General features: G+C 61.2%; 4 protein-coding genes. All 4 read right to left on the minus strand.

Going from position 1 to position 18,608, the window contains the following annotated elements:
- Positions 1 to 9 precede the first annotated feature (9 nt).
- On the minus strand, positions 10 to 5,115 hold the full coding sequence (locus tag HX793_RS20895) for a dermonecrotic toxin domain-containing protein (RefSeq protein WP_177094858.1): 5,106 nt from the start codon (positions 5,113 to 5,115) through the stop codon (positions 10 to 12).
- 123 nt (positions 5,116 to 5,238) lie between these two features.
- Positions 5,239 to 10,116, minus strand: coding sequence for a dermonecrotic toxin domain-containing protein (locus HX793_RS20900; RefSeq protein ID WP_178905534.1), 4,878 nt, complete (start codon positions 10,114 to 10,116; stop codon positions 5,239 to 5,241).
- A gap of 132 nt (positions 10,117 to 10,248) precedes the next feature.
- The gene (locus tag HX793_RS20905; RefSeq protein ID WP_177059416.1) at positions 10,249 to 13,341 is read right to left on the minus strand and encodes a transglycosylase domain-containing protein; all 3,093 of its coding nucleotides are present in this window, start codon (positions 13,339 to 13,341) and stop codon (positions 10,249 to 10,251) included.
- A gap of 82 nt (positions 13,342 to 13,423) precedes the next feature.
- Complete coding sequence (locus tag HX793_RS20910; RefSeq protein ID WP_177059414.1) at positions 13,424 to 18,565, minus strand: hypothetical protein; 5,142 nt, start codon at positions 18,563 to 18,565, stop codon at positions 13,424 to 13,426.
- Positions 18,566 to 18,608 lie beyond the last annotated feature (43 nt).

Consider the following 18,608-nt stretch of genomic DNA (forward strand, 5'->3'; position numbering starts at 1 on the left):
GCGCTGCTCTCAGCTGTTCGGTAATGGCGTTCTGTTGCGGCGCGTTTGGGCTTTCTTCAGGGCTTGACGCGTCAGGCTGTGCATCCATTCTTTTTCGTTATAGCCCAAGTCATTGAGCAGGCGATTGTAACGTTCGTCGCTCAATGGTACGTCGGCGAACACCACACTTTCGGGGACCTCCAGTTCGTAGGCCAATGCCTTCAGCTCCTCCTTTTGTTGCGGTAGATGTTCTTCCAGCCACTGTGCCTGCAGGGTTTGCAGGTCATCCAGGCGGTAAAATTTCTGTGTGTAGGTATTGGCATTTTCTTGATAGAGGCTGTCGTAGGTTTCGCGCAGAAAGGTCTCCCAATATGGCTCCAGCAGCATCTGGTTGACCAGGCCGTCGCCCTGGCCCAGTTCTCGCACCATGTTGTAGGCCCGTTCGACCTGCTTCGGGCTGACGCCAGCCGTCTCGCGGTACAGCATGTGATCGGACAACCAGGGCAAGTCCAGCAGATAGGCCAGCGAGGTCTGGTAGGACAGGTGGATCTCGACTTCATCCACCTCGCCCGCCAGGCCGTCCACCACCTGTGACCTGAGCCGCAACCCTTCGCCACCGGCCTCTACAGGACGCAGGCGGCGGGCGATATCCTCCTGGGCCACCAGGTTCAGGTGTTTGAGGCGTGCCGAGCCCTTCGCCAGGGTTACCAGTCGGCCTTCCAGTTCAGCCAGTGTTACCGAAAAGCGCCGTGCCTCGCTGGCCATGACCTCAACGCCCATCTCGTTGAAAATCTGCGCGCCACCGTCGCCACACAACCCCGGAAAGCTCGACAGTTTGAACAGCCGTTCGCGCAGGGCGCTGTCGGCGTGGGCCGCTTCGATCAGGCGCCAGACCCGCTCTGTCTGTTCAGTCTGGTTGAGGGCAAAGCGCCGCTGGTCTTCAGGGGTCTCAAAAAACGTCGGTGGTTCAAGCAATTTGATGACCTCGAAGAACCCCTGTGAACCGTGCTCCGCCTCAACGGCGTCCCACAATCGCTCGCGCTTGAGGCGGGTGTCGAAGTTGTCGCCTGTCGTCCACGGGTCGCTCTTGCCCTGAGGCTGGTAGGTACGATACGGGTCCAGCCCGGCCTCGGTGCGGTAGCGTTCGTACAGGTCGCGTTGATCATTGCTCAGTGCGTTGCGCTCCAGGCGGGCCCGCGCCACGGTGTGAGCTGCGCTGGGCTCGGGTGTCAGGGCGGGCAGGTGAGTGATGGGATTACCGCTTAGATCCAGAAAGAACGCAGCCTCCCTGGGGTGGGCGAACAGCCCCGTGGGCCATTCGCTGATCTGCGTGTGGCTCAAGTCGAGGTGACGCAATTTGGGCATCAGGCTGATGTCGGGTTGCAAGCCGAGCGGGTTATGGCTCAGGGCCAAAGCTTGCACACGTCGCAGATTGCGTAACAGCGCAACGTCTTCCGGGAATAACACCATGCGGTTGTTCGACAGGTTGAGGTTTTTCAGGGAGAACATCTGCCTCAACTCACTTGGCAAGCGCGTGACGGCGTTGTAACTCAGGTCCAGTGAGCGCAAAGACGGGAACAGTTTGAGCAAGCTGCAATGGGTTTGGCCGAAGCTGCTTTGGCTCAGCCCAAGGTACGTCACGTGCTCGAAGGTGACGCTCAGTTCGGGCAGGGACTCGGGAAACGGTATGCCGTCCAGCATCAACCGGGCGCCACTCTGGGTTCTGCCCCAATCGTCGGTGTATTCAGCGAAGCGGTCACCCCAGCAGTGTTCAAGGGTGTGCACCAGGCGTTTGCGCCTGATGCGTTGTTGGTGCTCCTCGGGGCTGCCTTTAGGGTGCAGGGTGGGTGACTGTTTCCAGGCCCGCAATTGGGCTTGCAGCGTGTATTTTTGCTCGGTCAGTTCATCCAGGGTGGCATTCAATTGAGTGGGAGGGATTTCGTCAATGAAGCGTTTGAGCCGTTCCTCGCTCAAGCTGGGAAACAAGCGTTGCAGGACGTCGCGGGCGTGTTCTGGGTTGGTCTGCGCGCGGGTTGGCCGGCAACTGCTGAGCGTCGGCCCGCCGAGCAGTTGCTGGGTTTCGCGGGTGATGACGCGGTGCTGTTCAGGCTCGGCCAAGACCCTGCGCCGTTCGCTCATAGGTTCGAAGGTGGACATCAACCACTCCTTGAAAGCTTCGCCCTCGCCGGGCTTGAAACCCAGGTTGCTCTCGCCGGGCAAGCCCAGTAATACGGCTTCGTACAGGCTGGTGGAACTGTGCAACTGCAGGCCTGCGCCGTCGCAGACCGCATACCCCAGGCTGCTGTGCACCAGCACCCGCCGGGTGGCGGCGGTGTCCTGGCCGACTTCACTGCGCAGGGTGCCGTCCACGCTACCCTCTCGGATTTGCACGCGCAGGTCAGCCAGCGCATCGGTATTGAAAAGCAGGCTTCTGAGGACCAGGTTTTCGGTCGCCGGGGTGGGCGCTGCCGGAGGATAAAAGCCTTCGTAGGCGCGTACCGATTCGGCAGACAGGTGCAGCTCACTGGCCTGATTGCGCAGGCGCAGAGGCCAGTGTTGTGTGTTGGCCAAGGTCTGCCGTTCGCTGGGCAGGGCGTTGTCCAGCAGGCGCCGTGCCAAGCTCAGTTCGAGATTGGGATGATCTTCTCGCAGGCCAATGATGGCGGGGTCGTCGCTCGCTTCACTGGCGCCATGGAGTGCTGGCGCCAGGTCGCCGGTCTGGCTCAGTACGTAGTTGGCCAGTTTATCGCGTAGCGTTTGTACCCGTTGCTCCGCAGGGACTTCCCCACCCAGCAGGGTGGTGATGGCCGCTTCATCAAGAAACTCCAAGACCCTTTCCGGCAAACGTCCGGATAACACCTCGCCGATGCTGATGCGCAATGTGTCGGTGGGCAGTGCGTCCGAGGCGCCGTAATGGTGCGAGCTGCCGGTCAGGTCGGGCTTGAGAAACACTTCCAGCGCCTTGCCCTGGGGCCACCCGTCAAGTTCGGTGACCATTTGTTCGAACCAGTCGTTCGCCGGGTCCGCGCTCAAGGCTTGCCCTGTACGAATGTGCTCTCCTGCACGTTTGAGCGCTTCGACGGCTTCCAGGCGCTTGAGGCTGGTGTCGAGCAATGGCGGCAAGGGCTCGTTATTGACATACATCCGGCGCAACACGCCGTCTTCAGTGCCGCTGGCGATTCGCAGTTGCTCCAATTGCAGGTCGCTGAACGGTTGCACGCGATGCCCAAGGCGGCGCATGAGTTCGGGACGCTCCCATGTGCGCGGGTTTTCGCCCTCATGGGTCACGACGCCGTCGCCGTTCAATTGCACGCGTGGCTGGAACGCCTGCGGGCGTTCGGGGTGTACCACGCGGTGCTCTTCGATGAGCGGGTCGTATTGCACTTCCAGAGGGTGGGCATCCAGGGTCAGCAGGGTTTTGCCTTCGCGTGAGTGTAGGCCAGAGGGCGAGGGCGTAGAGCCTTCGGCAATTCTCAGGTGTTTTTGCGCGTAGGGGGTGATGTCCGGGTTCCACAAACGCCGTGTACCGTCGGCCCGTTCCACGGGTATCAAACCCTCGACAAAAGGCGAGAGTTTCAGGCGCGTCAGCGTACCGAGCTTGGTTGCGCCGGCAAACACTACGAATTGACCAACGCTTTCGGCCACTCCGAGTGCGTGTTCCCAGGCTTCAATTCGCCGGCCCTGGGCCCAATCGACGATGCCTTCGAACACTTCATCCAGCACTTGGTAAGCACTGTAGGCGAGCATCAGTTCACCCAGACCGGGCACGAAGGGGGTCAGCACCAGCAGGGCGGCGTTGAGGATGTCCGACAGCATCTGTTCCAGGTTGTCCCACCAGGCCCAGCGTGCGCGGCGGTCGACGTCTGCGGTAGACCAAGCAATGTCGCGGGCATCGTTGACGACTTTATTTAGCTGCGTGCGAAACAGGTAATGCCACAGCGTATCGGTGGCGGGCGTGGGGGGGCGCTGGCGATAATCGAGTTGCCAGTGCTGGACGCTGAAGTGCAGGTTGGGGTCGCTAATCGGCGTGTCCTTCCAGCTCGGCCCTCTGTCGGTGCGCGCCTTCTGACGCCATTTGACCTGGCTCAGGCGCGCATTGAGCCCCGCAAAAAAAGCGCCGCGCTCGTGGTGGGGCACGAATTGGCTGAAGAACACTTGATAGCGCGCCCTGTCGCGCAACTGGCGGGTCAGTTCCTGCATGAAGGCGAGCGGCGAAGGGTATTCCTTGAGCGGGTGGTCGGGGTCTTCAGCGACGTAGGCGATCACTCGACTACCTGGTGTGTTGATAAACAACACGATGCCCACCAGGGCCACATTCATCAGGCTCATGGTGTAGGCCTGAAGCGGGGCGCCATCCAGTGTCGCGCCTGGGCGATCGTCCACCAGCTTGAGTATGGCGTCATGGCCGTGGTGCTTGAGGTCGCCCCTGACCAGCGCCATGTGGGCGGCGGATTTTAACGCGGCCTTTTGGCGGGCCACCCCATCATCACGTAATGCGCGGGCGACCGTCGGGTTGTTGAACCCGAGGGCATCGGTGAGTTTGCGTTGATACTGCGCGCCGATATCCAGCGTGCGACAAATGCTTTTGAAGCGCTCGGCCGTGAGCCGTACGCCGGTGGTGCGGTGCGGTATCGACAGAATGTCGCGCTGCCCCCGAGCGTCTTGCGGGCCAAGGAAGGCGAAATCGAGAAAACGGTCGGCGGCGGCGAAGTTACCCAGCGCCGCATCAAGCAGCGAGACGGTTTTGCTGGTTTGTGCGCCGGTCACGTTGATCGTCCACCAGGCTTTGGCGGCTTCCACGTAAAGGCGCAGGTAAGTGTTGCGTACATCAACGTCGCCGTAGTCACTCAGCGCCGCTTTGAGCAGGGGTTCGGCAAACGCATACACATCGATCAAGCCGGCGAGCCGCTTGTCCAGAAGGTTCTGCCGATGCCAGTGGTCAGCGATGGCGGTTTTGAGTTGTTGGTGTTGCTCGGGGGCGGCATGGGGGTAAGGCGGAAAGTCTTTCAGCGGTGTGGCCTGGAAGGCGGCTATCCGGATGGGCGCGGTCTGGATAAGCCAGTCCGGTAGGTTGTCTTGGAAATACGTGTAATGGACGCCGTTGAACGGTTCGTCGAGCGTGGCTGTATCGGGCATGGATCAAGTCCTGAACAATCGGATTAATCCATGAGTGTGTTCAGCTGTGTCACGTGGCGGTGGCAGATAGATAGTGCAGCGTGGAGCGAGCAAGCTCGCTCCTGCGATCAACAGCCTTGTGGATCAGACGGGAGGCTGGGACGGGCCCGGACGCGTCAGGTCTATTGGGACTCCAAGTCCCAGTCGGTTGACCCGCGCCGCAACAGTAGGAATGGCCATATTGAAGGAGCCGTCGTTACTCACGTATTTGACCCAGGAAGATGGGTGGAGGCCCCGATCAACGGCAAATTTCCAGGCCGCGGTAGTATTCTGGTTCTCGGGTCGAAGGGCCAACTGATACCAGTCTTGATAATGTGTGTCGGTGACGTGGGTGAAATACTTGTCGGAGGGTTTTGTCAGTCTTGCAAAGCGGGCTTCGCCAAATCTGTTCAACGTCCCGTTCTTCGCGTTCACGTACAAGGCAAAACGCTCTGGACGAATGCTATGTGATTTCGCAAATGCAGCGGCAGCTGCTTTGGTCGGTTGCTTCATGTTTACCCATTTCATGAACAGTTCGTCTGTCAGGTGTGTAAACGTTTCAGGATTGAGCCGCGCCTTGCCCAGTTCGCTAATTTCGCCGCCTTGCTTTACAAGCTTGTTCCACGAGCGGTGCGTGATATTGCGACTATTGAAAAAAGCGGCTGGGTCTAGCGTGGTGACCGGGTTGGGTAAAGCCGCGTTGGCTTTGACGTGTGCGTCCCATTCTCTAAGTGCTAGTGTTATTTTGTTGTCGCTTTTTGGCCCGCCGCCGGGCGCGCGTTGCCATGTGTCCAATTCCCACTGTTTGTTCGGCAGGCGCCGCAACCGGAACGGGGTCAAGCCACCAGAGGGCGTGAGTACGGGGGCGACCAAGCCATTGCGGTCATAGACGTTGAAAGAATTCTGAATGCGATACACCTGCTCTTTGCCCTTTTCACCGACGCCGCGTACCAGATAGGTGGGGGGCGAGCTGGGGACTCGATAAATGCCTGTGCCTTGCGCCAGTTCCGCTTCGGGCGGGATGCCATTTTTCACCAGCAGGCGGGAGCTTTCTTGCTGGAAGTCTCTCTGGTATTTCGTCAGGTTCGGTCGCCGTATGTTTCTCGCGGGCCTCAGTAGCATGGGCAGTGGCTTGATACCCAGGCTGGCCGTGCGCGTCACCCCGGCGACCGTGGTGGTGGCCTTTGCAAGTTCAAACAGCATGAGCGCGCGTGGCCCTCGACGTACGACAAGCCCCGCCGCGGTTCGCCCCAGGCTGCGCAAGGCATGGACCGTGGTGCGCCCGGCCCGGCCGACAAACCTGGCGGCCGAAGAGGCCAGTTGCCCGCTCCAGGGAAGCCCGCTCAGTACGGTGGTTACCACTTCAACACCGAAAAGCACTTTATTGAGGGTGGACTGGGCGTCCAGCTCTTCGTTAGTCACACTTTGCTCGTCGGCTTTGTTCAGCAGGTACAGATAGTTCTGCCGGTACAGCCCGGCCCAGACATCGCCTGAGTGTGCGGCCAGGCGCGAATTGAGCACGCGTGTATCGGTCGGTGCGCGTGCGCGAAGGTAATCCAACCAGGCGGAGCCCTGTATCAGCCGGATCAGTTCGGCCTCGTTGGCCAGTTCCCTTAGCTCCAAACCGTCGGGCGCGTGCGGGGTATACAGTACGCGCATGTCATCGGCAGCGGTGGAGAGAATCAAAACGCCATTCACGGTTTGTCCACCACGGCCTTCGGGAGCATCGTTGGCTGGGTTGAACATCAGTGCATTGGCGATCACTGCGCGCCCATCGACCAGTGGGCGTGTCGCGGGTTGTGGAGAGGTCTGCACCGCCGCCATCCAAGCGGCTGCTTTCTTTTGCTTGGGGGCACTGTGTGTTTCCCTGAGGTAGATATCAGGATTCAACCGGGCCGAAAGGGCCGCATAGTCAATAACGGATGCCTGGCTCGCGCGCCACGCCTGTCTCAAGGCGCGGGCCTCGGTTGCCGTAGCCTGCGGGGCGAGGTATTTCTCGAGCACGTTTTGCGTGTACTGGTGGCCAACATTCAGCTCCTTGACCCACAGCTCAAGGCGTTGTTTGTCCACGGTGATGGGACGCCCACGCGTATCGCGCACCCAGTTTCCCTGGGGGGTCGTCAGTGTGGCATCCAGATCGTCGTTTTCGACCCAGGTGAGGCTCTTTTCCCAGGGTTTTGTGTTTTTCAACAGCAGGTTGGTCAGGCTCATCTGCTTGCTCGTGGCGCTGGTATGCGTCGTTCCAAAACCTCCTCCATCGGCTACGACCCGTGTTCGGGTGATGTGGGTGACTATCGTCTTGTCCGGGTCAATGCCCTGTTCGGGATAGTCCTGGCCTTTTTCGGCCAGGAAGGCACGAATCTTTGGCAGTACCTGTCGCTTTGCATACTCGGCCAATGTTGGGATAAGTGCTTGCCATTGCTTGGCCAGTTCATCCTGTTTGGCCTGGGTAGTGTCAGCCTGGTCTTGCAGAGCCTTCTGGTCCGCCGAGCTCAAGCGCTTTTCCCAGTCTGGCCGCCAGTGATCCTTCAGCAGTCGGTTGCGTGCCATGAACGGCCCGGCCAAATCCACCAGTTCGGCCAGTTCCAGGCGGCCATTTTTTTCATTGTCCGATTCGCCCTCGGTCAGGCCCAGAATGGTCTCGATGTCGGACTGCTGTTTGTCGAGCAGCGCCTGGATGCCGTCAGCCACGAAGTCGTCGGTTATCGGCGCATAAATAGTACTCAGGTCGTTGCCCCACAGCCCGGTTTTGCCATGCTGGACTGCCAGCGGCAAGCCGCTGATACACAACCTGCCAGCGTCTTCACCAGCGTTGATGCGGGCTTTCAGCGTGTCATGCAGGGCTTGCAGGGACGCATATTCTTCAAACCCCATGTCCGGGGTATACAGCACTACCGCGCCAACCCCGGCCGTGTGAGTACTGAGGTTTTTGTGCCCATGGGGCCAATGGGGCGCGACGGGGCTGGAGCCGTCATCCAGGGTCAGGACGAAGCTGGCGGCCATACGCGCATGCGCGGCGGGGCCAGTGTCGACGGTCAACTGATACACACCGGGGCGGTTGCCATGGCTGAAGCGTGCTTCACGTCGGGCCTGGGTCGGGTAACGCAGTGCGCGATCAGTCAGCAATTTGGCTTGTGGGCTCAAGGTATTGTCGGCCACGCGCAGGCGTGCCTGTATCTCCAGGGCTTGGCGCTGGACATCGATCAGCCGAACCTGTGGGCAGACCAAATTCGGCGCTATCGGCGTACGCCAATAGGTGGTGATCTGCTCGGCCAGTCGTGTCTGTAGGGTGTGCGCCAGGTCCAGCAATGTGCCGTTCTGGGCCAACTCGTCGACTTCGTTGATAGCGGTCGGGCTGCTGAAGACGCTTTCAGCGAACATGTCGAGCGTGGCGGTGCCCTCTTCTCGGGCAGTTTGATCCTCTTGCGTTTGCTCTGCGGGGTTGTCCCAAAGCAACAAGGTACACGCCGCCTCGAGCAACGGGCGGGAAGACTCAAAATGACGCAGGCCATCGCTGTCAATGAGGTAGCGGTTGACATACAGGCTGCCCAGCTCGGTGTCGGCCGGCAGATCTGGGTAGCTTTCTTTGAGCAGCGACGTCAGCACACCGCGCAGCGAGGGATGTTTGTCCTTTTCCAGTACCTGGTCGAGTTGTTCGTTTAGAGAGTTCCACTGTCGTATCAGGTGCGTTTGTTGCCCAACGTCCGGCGAGGTCAGTGGGACGGGAGAGGCGCGAGTCAGGTCTGGCGATTCGGGCATGCGGGCGATCAGCCCAGGGTTGCCCTTGAGGGGCAGTGCCAGGGTGGTACGTACGCTGGCTGCCAGGGGTTCAAACGTGGTGTGGGATGCACCGAAGGCATGTTCGATATCGGCCTCTTGCTGGAGACGTTGGGCGCGCAGGCATGCACTGAACATCGGCCCTGTGATTGAGGGATAGGTGAGTGCCTGCCGAGTTCTTAACGCGTCGGTGGCAGCGGAGCGTTCGCTGGCGGGGATGTTGGCGAGCAGCAGGGTTCTTTCGTCGCTGCTCACCAGGCGTAGGCGCAAGGTATTTTCCACGGTGGCGAAATTCATGAAGAACTCAACACCGAATTGCGGGGTATACAGGACGGTCGGTCGTGTCCCATGCAGGTGCTCGGTGAGTACGAAGCAGCCATTGAGTGGTGCGACCCATTCAGGCTGCCCGGTCAATTCCAGCGTGAGGCCGAGTATGAGCGGCGGTGTGGCGTTGTTCGTGGTCTCATGGCGCACGCAGTTTTCGATCAATTGTCGGCCTTTGATCAACACCTCAAGGTGTGACTGGGCCGTGGTGACGGCCGCTTGCGCGTGGGTATCCTCAGGCGTTTTCTTTAGGGTTTGCTCGGCTTGGCTGAGCTGTTGCCGAGCATCCTGCAGTTTCAGGTCCGCCTCCAGCGTAAATACCTCACGCTGCTTTTGACTCACAGCCTCCATGACACTCAGTGCACCCGTACTCGCGTGGGGCGATGACCAGAACGCCCTGACACTGTTCAAGTACAGCGTCTGGCAGTTGAGTTGCAGATCACTGATCAACTGATTGACTGCTGCGACTTCCAACGGCGCCATCTCATTGCTGCGGCCAGCGCCGTTGGCATTTGCATAGAACCCGACTGCCTGGTGGGTGGCGCCGGTTTCCGGCTCCTTGGTCAGTGCGGTCGGCATGTTTTGGGTGGCAATCGTCTCTTGAAGCACCTGGGTCAGGTTGCGCGTACGGGTGACGCGGTGTGTCCGTGCGGTGCTGTCTTGATCTGCCTGCGACGCAGTGTCGTAAACGTACTCGTTGAGATAAATCGCATCCGGGTTCGGTGCACTGGCAGGCACACGTTTTGCCAATGCCTGGCGCAGTTCAGTGGCCATGACCGTCGCCAGATCCGGCTGTGCGTCCAGCAGGTGCTCGATGGCGCTGATACACACTGGCACACGGCGTAGCAGGTCCTCGGTAGAAGGTTGGGGTTGTGAAGGCATAGCGCGGGTTTCCTGTCGCGATAGGGGGAATCGTGCAGGCCGGTGTCAGGGAAGGGGCCGCACGCTGATGCCTAGACTAATGGGCGTCGAGCGAGCGTCAGGTCTAAATAAGCACTACGTGATCCCTTCCTCTTACCGCAGGCACGTGGCGGAACTCCGCGGTTGTAGTAGCGGGTAGAGAATCGGAGCCATGCCTTTGAGCACCTGTACCGGCAACGCCGACGTGAAGGTGAAGTGCTGGGCGGAGGTCCCCGGCACAAAGGCGGTCAGCGTGCCGAAGTGGTGTTCGCCGATGTAGAACACAAAGGTTGCCGTACGGTTGATCGATTTGGAGCTGAGCATGCGCCCACCGGCGCCCATGGCTTGCAGGCGGTTGTCACCGGTGCCGGTCTTGCCACCCATGGCCAGCGGTGTGCCGTCCGCCAGTTTGAAGCTGCCGGCTACGCGTTTGGCTGTGCCGGCGTCCACCACTTGGGACAGCGCGCCGCGCAAGGCTGTGGCGACTTCGCTCGGTAGCACGCGTTTGCCACGGTTCGGGTCATTGACTACATGGGTTTCATAGGGGGTGCCGCTGGCGAATGTCAGGCTGTCGATACGCAGCACTGGCAAGCGCACGCCATCATTGAGGATGATCCCCATCAGTTCCGCCAGCGCGGCGGGGCGGTCGCCCGAGCTGCCGATGGCCGTGGCCAGCGATGGCACCAGATGGTCGAACGGGTAGCCCACCGCCTGCCAGCGCTGGTGGATATCCAGGAACGCTTCGATCTCCAGCATGGTGCGGATACGGCTGTCACGGGCGCTTTGATGGCGGCTCTTGAACAGCCAGCTATAGACCTCCTGGCGTTCGAATTCGCTGGCCTTGACGACGTCGCTGAAGGTCGCCTCGGGATGGTTGAGCAGGTAGCCCAGCAGCCACAGGTCCAGGGGATGCACCTTGGCGATGTAGCCTTGGTCGGGCAGGTCATAGGCGCCGGGGCCGTAGCTTTGATACAGCTTTTCGAGGCGCTCGTCAGTGAGTTTGTCGGTGGTTTTGACGTTCTTCAGGTGCGCGCGCACAAAGGTGTTAAAGCTCTCCTGGCTGGCCTGGGGCAGCAGGTAGCGGTGTACGGCGGCCAGGCGAATCGCAGTGGGGTGCAGGCTGTCCATGAACGTGTCGAGGCGCGCCTGGGTGTCTTTGTTGCGGTATTTTTTCCAGAACTTGAGCAGGAACGCGGTGCCTTCGTGGTCGGCAAACTTGGCCAGGTATTCCTGGCGGCGCGGGTCGTTGTCGTCCTTGAGCAATTGGGCGCTGTTGTCTGCGCCCGAATAGGTGGTGTAGCGCACCAAATCGCGCATCAGACGAATGAACGGCAGGTTGATCGACTCGCGCAGGGCATCGCGCAGAGTTGGGTTGCGGCCGTTGTCCTCGTTGCGAAAGTTATGGAAACGATGCAGGCCGCCGCCGGTGAAAAATGCCTCGCCAGGGCTGGCTGAATAGGTACGGTTGAGCGCTGCGTCGAGCATCTTCGACAGGTCGCGGTCGGGATTCTGGGCCAGGTAATCCAGGGCCCAGCGCGAGAGTGGGTCCTGGTCGGGCACTTCGACCTTTTTCAACTCGGCCGGGTTTTTTGCGCCGTAGCGATCATGCAGCTCGGTGATGATTTGCAGGTAGGTGGTCAGCACCCGCAGCTTGGCGGTGGAGCCCAGTTCCAGTTTGCTGCCGTCGTTGATGTCGAAGGGCTGGTCGGTGTTGTCGGTTTGCACCCGCACGCGCGCGCCATCGGGCGTCAGTTCGAACAGGGTGAAGCTGTAGCGCACCTGGGGCGTGCTTTGAGGTGTCAGCAGGCGCGGGCCAAGCAGGCCCATTTGCGCGGCGAACGCCGGGTCGGCCAGGCGCTTGAGGTAGTCGGTGGCCTGTTGTTGCAACTCGCCCTGCAAGGTGCTGGTGGCGGACAGGTCGAGTCGGTCGAGGTCATACAGCGGGCGGTTGAGCAAGCTGGCGAGGCGGCTGCGGGCAACGTTGATCGCCTTGTTGGTGTCCACCGGCTGGATCGTCGGTTGCTGTTGCCAGTCGCGGTAGGTGACCTTGCTGGTAAGGGCGGCGGCCGACAGGTTGGCCGCGATCACGTTGTTCTGCGCGAGCAGGCGGATATGGCTGTCGGTCAATTGTGCGAGTTCGTCACGTCCCTTGTTCAGGTAATGGGACGGGCGGCGCTGGGCGATCATCAACGACAGCACCTGGCGCAGGGCCAGGCCGCGTTTGGCCAGGCTCGCCGGGTCCTGGGCAGTCCCACTCAAGGCTTGATTGACCTGGTTGAAGTCGGCGCCGTACCACACCCGCAACCCTTCGGCCATGCCATGCACTTCGCCGTGGCCGGGCACCGCCGACAGCGGCACGCTATTGAGGTAATCGCGCACGATGTTCTGGCGGCTGCCGAGGGTGTTCGGCCCGGCCTGATAGGCCCTGACGCTGGCGGACATCATCTGACGAATCTTCTCGCCGCCGGACAGGGTCAGGCCGTCGGGCGAGTGACGATACTTTTCGAGTTGTGTGGCCAGGGTGCTGCCGCCAGCCGTTTGCCCTGGAAGGTGCAAGAGTTTCGCCACTTGTGACCAGGCAGCCTTGGCGAAACGTGGCCAGTCCACTGCCGGGTTGGCCAAGGGCTGTTTCGGGTCGAGCAAGTCACGGTCTTCGATAAACAGCAGACTTTGCACCACCAACGGCGGGATTGCGGCAAAGTTGGCGTAAAGCTGTTGCGGGTAGGTGAAGCTGTAGAGCGGCATGGCACGGCAATCGGTGATGGTCAGGCCGGCCTGGACTTTCTCCGCGTAGGGCACGAACAGCCCGTGCCGGGTGTAATCCATCAGCGCGGGTGAGAAACGTGCCTGTGCCTGGACGAGGTAATTGCGCTTGAGCAGGCGTGGCAGGAATTCATTCAGGGCGCTGTAGCCCAAGCGCTGGTCGAACGGGCCGTCGCCTGGGTAAACCATGGCATCGCTGGCGCCGGGCTCGACCTGATAGGTCAGCGACGCGGCAAACCGGCTGAGGTGTTCGGCCTGCAGGCGCGAGGTGCGCATTTCCTTGTTGGCGGCCCAACCCAGGGCCGCCAGCGCGATCACCAGAACCAGCCACACCAGCCGCCACCACAGCCTTCGCGAGCGGGGGCTTTGTGGCAATGGCGGTTGATCCGGGCTGTCGGTTGGGACCTCAGCCCGTTTCGAATCGGTTTGCCATAAAGCGCCCATAGTCGATTGATCCATTGACGTAGATTGATCGGACTTGGGTGAAGCTTAGACGCTGGTGGCGGGGTGGGTGAGAATTGTCGCGTCAAAACTGCGGACGCTTGATGCCGTCCTTGAGCGCCTTCAACCAATTGCGATCGTTGGCCTGAGCCCAGCGATAGGTGCCCCCGTCATTGAAAAATACCGACACATCCTGAAGATGCCAGACGATCATTTTTTCATTGAGTTTGCGCATGTAATCCCCCGCCGGGCAGGCAATTCCCGCCCACGGGTCGCATATCCACAGGCCAGCCCAGCCTGCTTCGCGAAACTCCAGTGTGGGGGCCAGCGTCGGGGGCTGTATACCCACGACCACAAACGCATGCGCCGGCGGGCTGGTGCCCCACACCTGGGCAACGCCACCGTTGACTTTGATCAGCTCACTCGCCACATGGGCCATCTGGTCGCAATTACCCGCGCCGGTCTTGAGGATCACCTCTGTGTAGTTGGGCTGGCCGACGCGGCTGTACTGCCACATCACCAAGGGTTCGGCGATGGACAACCTGTCCAGTTCGCGGGTGCCTGTGCCGACCACATTGGCCGAGCCGATGCCGGTGCTCTGGACCAGCGCCACGGTACTGGCGTGGGCCTGTGTCGCGAGGTATTGATTGATGCTCTGCGCGTTGGCGCTCCCCGTCCGATAGGGCGGCCAGGTGTCCAGTTGCAGCGGTGCGACCGCCACACTCATCCCCAGGCGTTGCCCTTGATCACTGGCGTTGAGCAACAGCTCGCGTTGCTTGAGCGGAGTCAAGGTGCTGGCCTGTGCTTGCAGCCGAGCGAGTTTTTGTTGGTTGAAGCCGCGTTGCGCCAGTTGTCGGTACAGCACCTCCAGGGTGGGCAGGTTGATCAAGGGGCGGCTATGGGTAAAACCGCCAGCGGTCAGATAATCAAGTTTGTGCTGGCCGAATGCGCGAATCAATTGCTCGTGGGGGCCTCCCCAACTGAAGTCCAGTTGGGTGAAGTGCAGCGAGGGGTCGGTTGTCGTGGCGACCGCCCCATAGAACACGCCAGCGTCGGCTTCCACGATGATCCGTGTACCGGAAGGTTTGAGGTCGATGGCCATGGCACGTAAGGTGCGGCGGTCATCGACGCTGTGGGTCAGCCCCTCCAGTTCGACCACGCGAGTGTCGCGGCTGAGTTTGTTGTCCAGTTGATCGTTGGGCAGGCCGAATTGTGGCTCTTCAATGAGCTTGCCGTTTACCTGCGCTTTGTAGACCAGCGGTGAGTGCATGGTCACGGGTGTCAGTTCGAAGGTGGTGCCCTGGGGCGTGGCCTCATACAGCCTGCGGTTGTGGACGACTTTACGCGTGTCGCTGCCGATGGCCGGCGCGGGTATCAGGCGGATGTGCTCGATGGCCTGGACCCGGCGCTGATGGATCGAGGCGTTGAAGGTGGCGAGTTTTTTAGTAAAGCAGATCAATGGGACCGGGCTGCGTTTGGTTCGCGCAGGGCCGCAGAGGCTGTCGAAGCCTTCGGCTGTCTTGAAGTAGGCGGGTGAGGTCAGGTCGTTGAGGTGAGTCGGCGCGTGGTGTTCAAGGCGTAGCAGACTGTCGTGGGTCAGCAGGTCGGTGACATCGGAGCGTGGGATGAGCAATGGCGGGGTGGCGAACAGGCGCTCGGTGACCAACGCCTGATAACCGTTGGCGGCGTGCATCGGGACGACGCTGAGGGCGCTGTCCAGGCGAAACGTATTGAGCGGCGGCCCATAAGGTCGGGTGCTGAACGGGTCGCAGGTGTGCCACTGGTGTTTGTGCAGGACCGTGTTGATACGTACGTAGTCGCTGCCGCGCAGCACCGACCCGGCGCCGATGTCGGCACGGGCCAGCAATGTGGGGTAGTCCAGCAATGGCAGGGTGGCCGAAAGCCGCTGCACTTGCCCAAGGGCGGTGTCGAGGATTTGTCGGGCACTGGCGCTTAGACGGATCAGGCCGCTGCGCGCTAGCCGGAACAGGGCGGGAATCCCATCAATCGGGTTGAGCACGGTATTGAGGAACGTACCGCCCAAGCGGCCCAGTTGGAGCAGTTTGATCGGCAGGGGCGCGGTTCTCTTCAGGATGGCCAGGGATGCGCCGGCAAATTGTTTGGCGGGGAACAGCACCAGCAGCAAATCGATAAAACAGCCATACGCCCCGTCGATGATGCGACGGGTGTCCCCGGAGGCAATGTCTTCGGTGCAGGACCAGAACGGTATCAGGGCTTTGAGGCGTGCTATCAACCGGTCCCAGGTATGTTGAGCCCGTTCCAGCTGGGTCGTGCCACGGGCTTGCTGGCGCATGGCGTCCACGTCGAGGAAGAAGTGCCGCTGCACGATGGCTCGGGCAATGGCGCGGGTAACCGGCGAGCCAAAGGTGAGCGTCGCCGGGCTGGATGACCACAGCACGTGGACAATCACTTTGGCGCGTGCCTGCGGCCTGGGCGGGCGCCCGCTGGCATAGGCGTCCCAGTCCACGGGCAGCTCATCGCCGATCAACAGTTGTGTGACCGGCTGGGCCGAATGGGGGCCGCCGGTGATCACCGACATGGGCGTGCCGCCCTCGCGATATGTCAGGGGCGGTCCACTGCGTTTGTCCACGCGGTTCAACAAGGGGAACAACTCGTACTCATGCACGGCAGTGGGCGAGGCGGCGCGCAGGATCACCCCCATTCGGGCGGTGCGGGCGATTTCTTCCGCCGGGCTAAGCAGCGCAAGGTCTTTGCCGGGCTCCTTTTTCAATACCAGCAACTGCAAGTCAGCCTGTTGGATGTGCAAGCGATCAGCCGGAGACAATTGTGCCAACATATCTTCAATCGCGGTGCTGTAGGCCTGTTTCATACGCTCGATATGGGCGCCGAAGGCACTGTCGAAGCGTTCATTGATGTTGACCAGTTGCCCAAACCGTGTGCGCATTTGGGTGAGGTCTAACTGCGGTTCGGTGGACTGCCAGCGTGTGTCACCCAACTGGCCGTCCATGTGTAACTCCACTAGCGAGTGCAGGCTGTAATTCTGGCGGTCGTGATGGTGCATGGGGAAGCGCAGACTGCTGCTGGCGAGGGGTGGGACCGGGCGCCACAGGCAGGCTTTTTCCAGCAAGGGGTGTTGGGGGAACACGCGTTTGAGGTCGGCCAGGGCAATACTGTTGCGGGTAGGCGGTTCACTGGCAAAGGTCACCAGCGCGTCTTTGAGGGCTTGCAGGCGTTGTGTGAGGCGCTGCTTCACCACGTCGATTTCGCCTGCGGTGTAATGCCCGTTCTCACGCTCGGGCAGTTCGCCTACTGCGATGGCCCAGTCGAGCAAGACACGGGTGGCGGTGTATTCACGCCACTGCTGTTGCTGGGAAGTGGTCGACGGTTGGGACGCAAGGCTGATCATGTCGTCGTAGGTCATGTAGCGCGCAGAGCCGGGCGCCAAGGCCTCTGCCATCATCACTCCTTGTTTGAAACTCATCCAGGCAATCGAGGTGCGAAAACGTAAGGTCGCAGGCAGCGCTTGTACCAGGCACTCCGGCGCGGCGCCGGCCAGCAGCAAGTGGGCGGCCAATTGAGCGGCAAGCGTGGAGACTTTGCGGCGGCGCACCAAATGCAGTTCCAGGTCGCTGCGCAGCTCGGCGCAGGTTTTGCCCGAATGTGTGCCGGCGGCCAGATCGAAGCCCGCCAGCGCGGCGTCTTCTTCGCCGGCGGTGGCGTCCAGATCGAGGATCAGCGCACTCAATACCAGCAGATCGAGGCTGGTCTGGCTGGGACGTTCATCCGCGTTTTGCCCGTACCAGCGCAGTGCAGTCACCAGCTGTTTTGCCAACGCGCGTGCCGGTTCAAGGTCAAGCAACTGCTTGAGCAGGCTGTCGGCTTGGGCACGTATCTCATCGGCATGCTTGCCGACCAACAGTGTGCCGCACAGCCGGTCGAGCAAGCGTGAGGTGCCATGCGTTGTCTCGATAATCGTTTGGCGCTGCGCGGCATCCAGTTGTAACGGGGCTTGCAGCGTGGCGCTCAGCAGCGCGTGGTAGTCGCCGTATTCAGGCGAGCGGGGCAGGTTCATTTCCAGCGTTTGCAGGATGCCCTGGGCTTCGTCGGCAGTGCCAGGGATAGCGAGTGCATGCTGTTGCAACAGTTGCTTGAGGTTGAAGGGGCCGCAGGCCGGGCTGTCACTCATGGCCGGATGGCTGGCGGTTGGGGCCGGGACCACGGTCACGCGGGCGGTGTCGATCAGGCTGTCGCCGGGTTTGTCCCGGACCAGGTTTTTCAAGGCCTCGGCCATGACGTCCCGGTCGTGATCCATGGTTAGCCATCGCTGGTGTTGCATCAGCGCGAGATCGGAGTGCACGAGGTCGCTGAGCGTCACCAGGGCCAGCGGTGTCGACTGGCGCAGCGTTGCGACCCGTGCACGGGCTTCTTCGGGGGTGTCGGGCACTTCCAGATCGTGGCAGCGCAGTAGCTCGGCGAGGCTGAGCAGGCCGCTCTGGTGGACCGGTGTGCCGAGCTGTTCGGCGACATCGAGCAACTGTTCCAGCTGGCCGTCCAGCGGTAGCGCCAGCAAGTCTTCGATGCCGATGTACACCAGCGTGCCCCACGCCGTCTTGCCGCTGAGTTGGCGTGTGGCGGCGTTGAACGCATAGGCGCCGGGTTGCAGGCCTTGCACCGTATCCAGGGCCAGAAACTCGGCTTTGGTGGTGATCGCGTCCAGCAATGCCGCACCGGTCTGCTGCGCCGTCGCCCAGAACGAGCCGGAGTCGAGCTTGAGGTAAGTCCTGTAGCAGGCATATAGATTGAAGTCCTCGTCAATCAGGTTTTCCAGGGCCTCGGCGATCTGGTGCAGGTCCTGGTCCAGCCGCTTGAGGCGGTCGTTCAGGCCGGGCTTGTTGCCGGGTTGATCAAGGGCCTGGCTGATCACCATTAACTGCCCACGATGCCGAGGGGATGGGTAGCCGTAGAACTTCAGTACCTCTTCAGCGGGCAGTTCCAGGTCCAGGCCGTCGTACTGCACCGCCAGGCTGGCCAAGTTCAGGGGCAGGCGCGTGACCTTGGCCCACAGGTTCGGGCGGTTGAGTGCCCTGCGGTACACCTGCAGCCAGCAGCCGAGTGAGGACTGCTGCGGGACTTTTACGGTGGTACGGGCAGATTTCAGCTGATTGAACAGCGCAGTCATCAACTGACGGTCGGCCGCGAGGCGTAGCGCGCGGCCCTGCCGGAATACGTCGAGGGTGGTTTGCATGGGTGTCCCTTCGAGGAGATTGCCTTCCTGGCAATCGAAGCTG

This window comes from Pseudomonas reactans, from assembly GCF_013387025.1.
GTDB classification, from domain to species: domain Bacteria; phylum Pseudomonadota; class Gammaproteobacteria; order Pseudomonadales; family Pseudomonadaceae; genus Aquipseudomonas; species Aquipseudomonas reactans.

Bases quoted from the DNA above. Each gene is read 5' to 3' on its own strand.
- HX793_RS20900 (WP_178905534.1), bottom strand. From the start codon at position 10,116: ATGCCTTCACAACCCCAACCTTCTACCGAGGACCTGCTACGCCGTGTG.
- HX793_RS20895 (WP_177094858.1), bottom strand. From the start codon at position 5,115: ATGCCCGATACAGCCACGCTCGACGAACCGTTCAACGGCGTCCATTAC.
- HX793_RS20905 (WP_177059416.1), bottom strand. From the start codon at position 13,341: ATGGGCGCTTTATGGCAAACCGATTCGAAACGGGCTGAGGTCCCAACC.
- HX793_RS20910 (WP_177059414.1), bottom strand. From the start codon at position 18,565: ATGCAAACCACCCTCGACGTATTCCGGCAGGGCCGCGCGCTACGCCTC.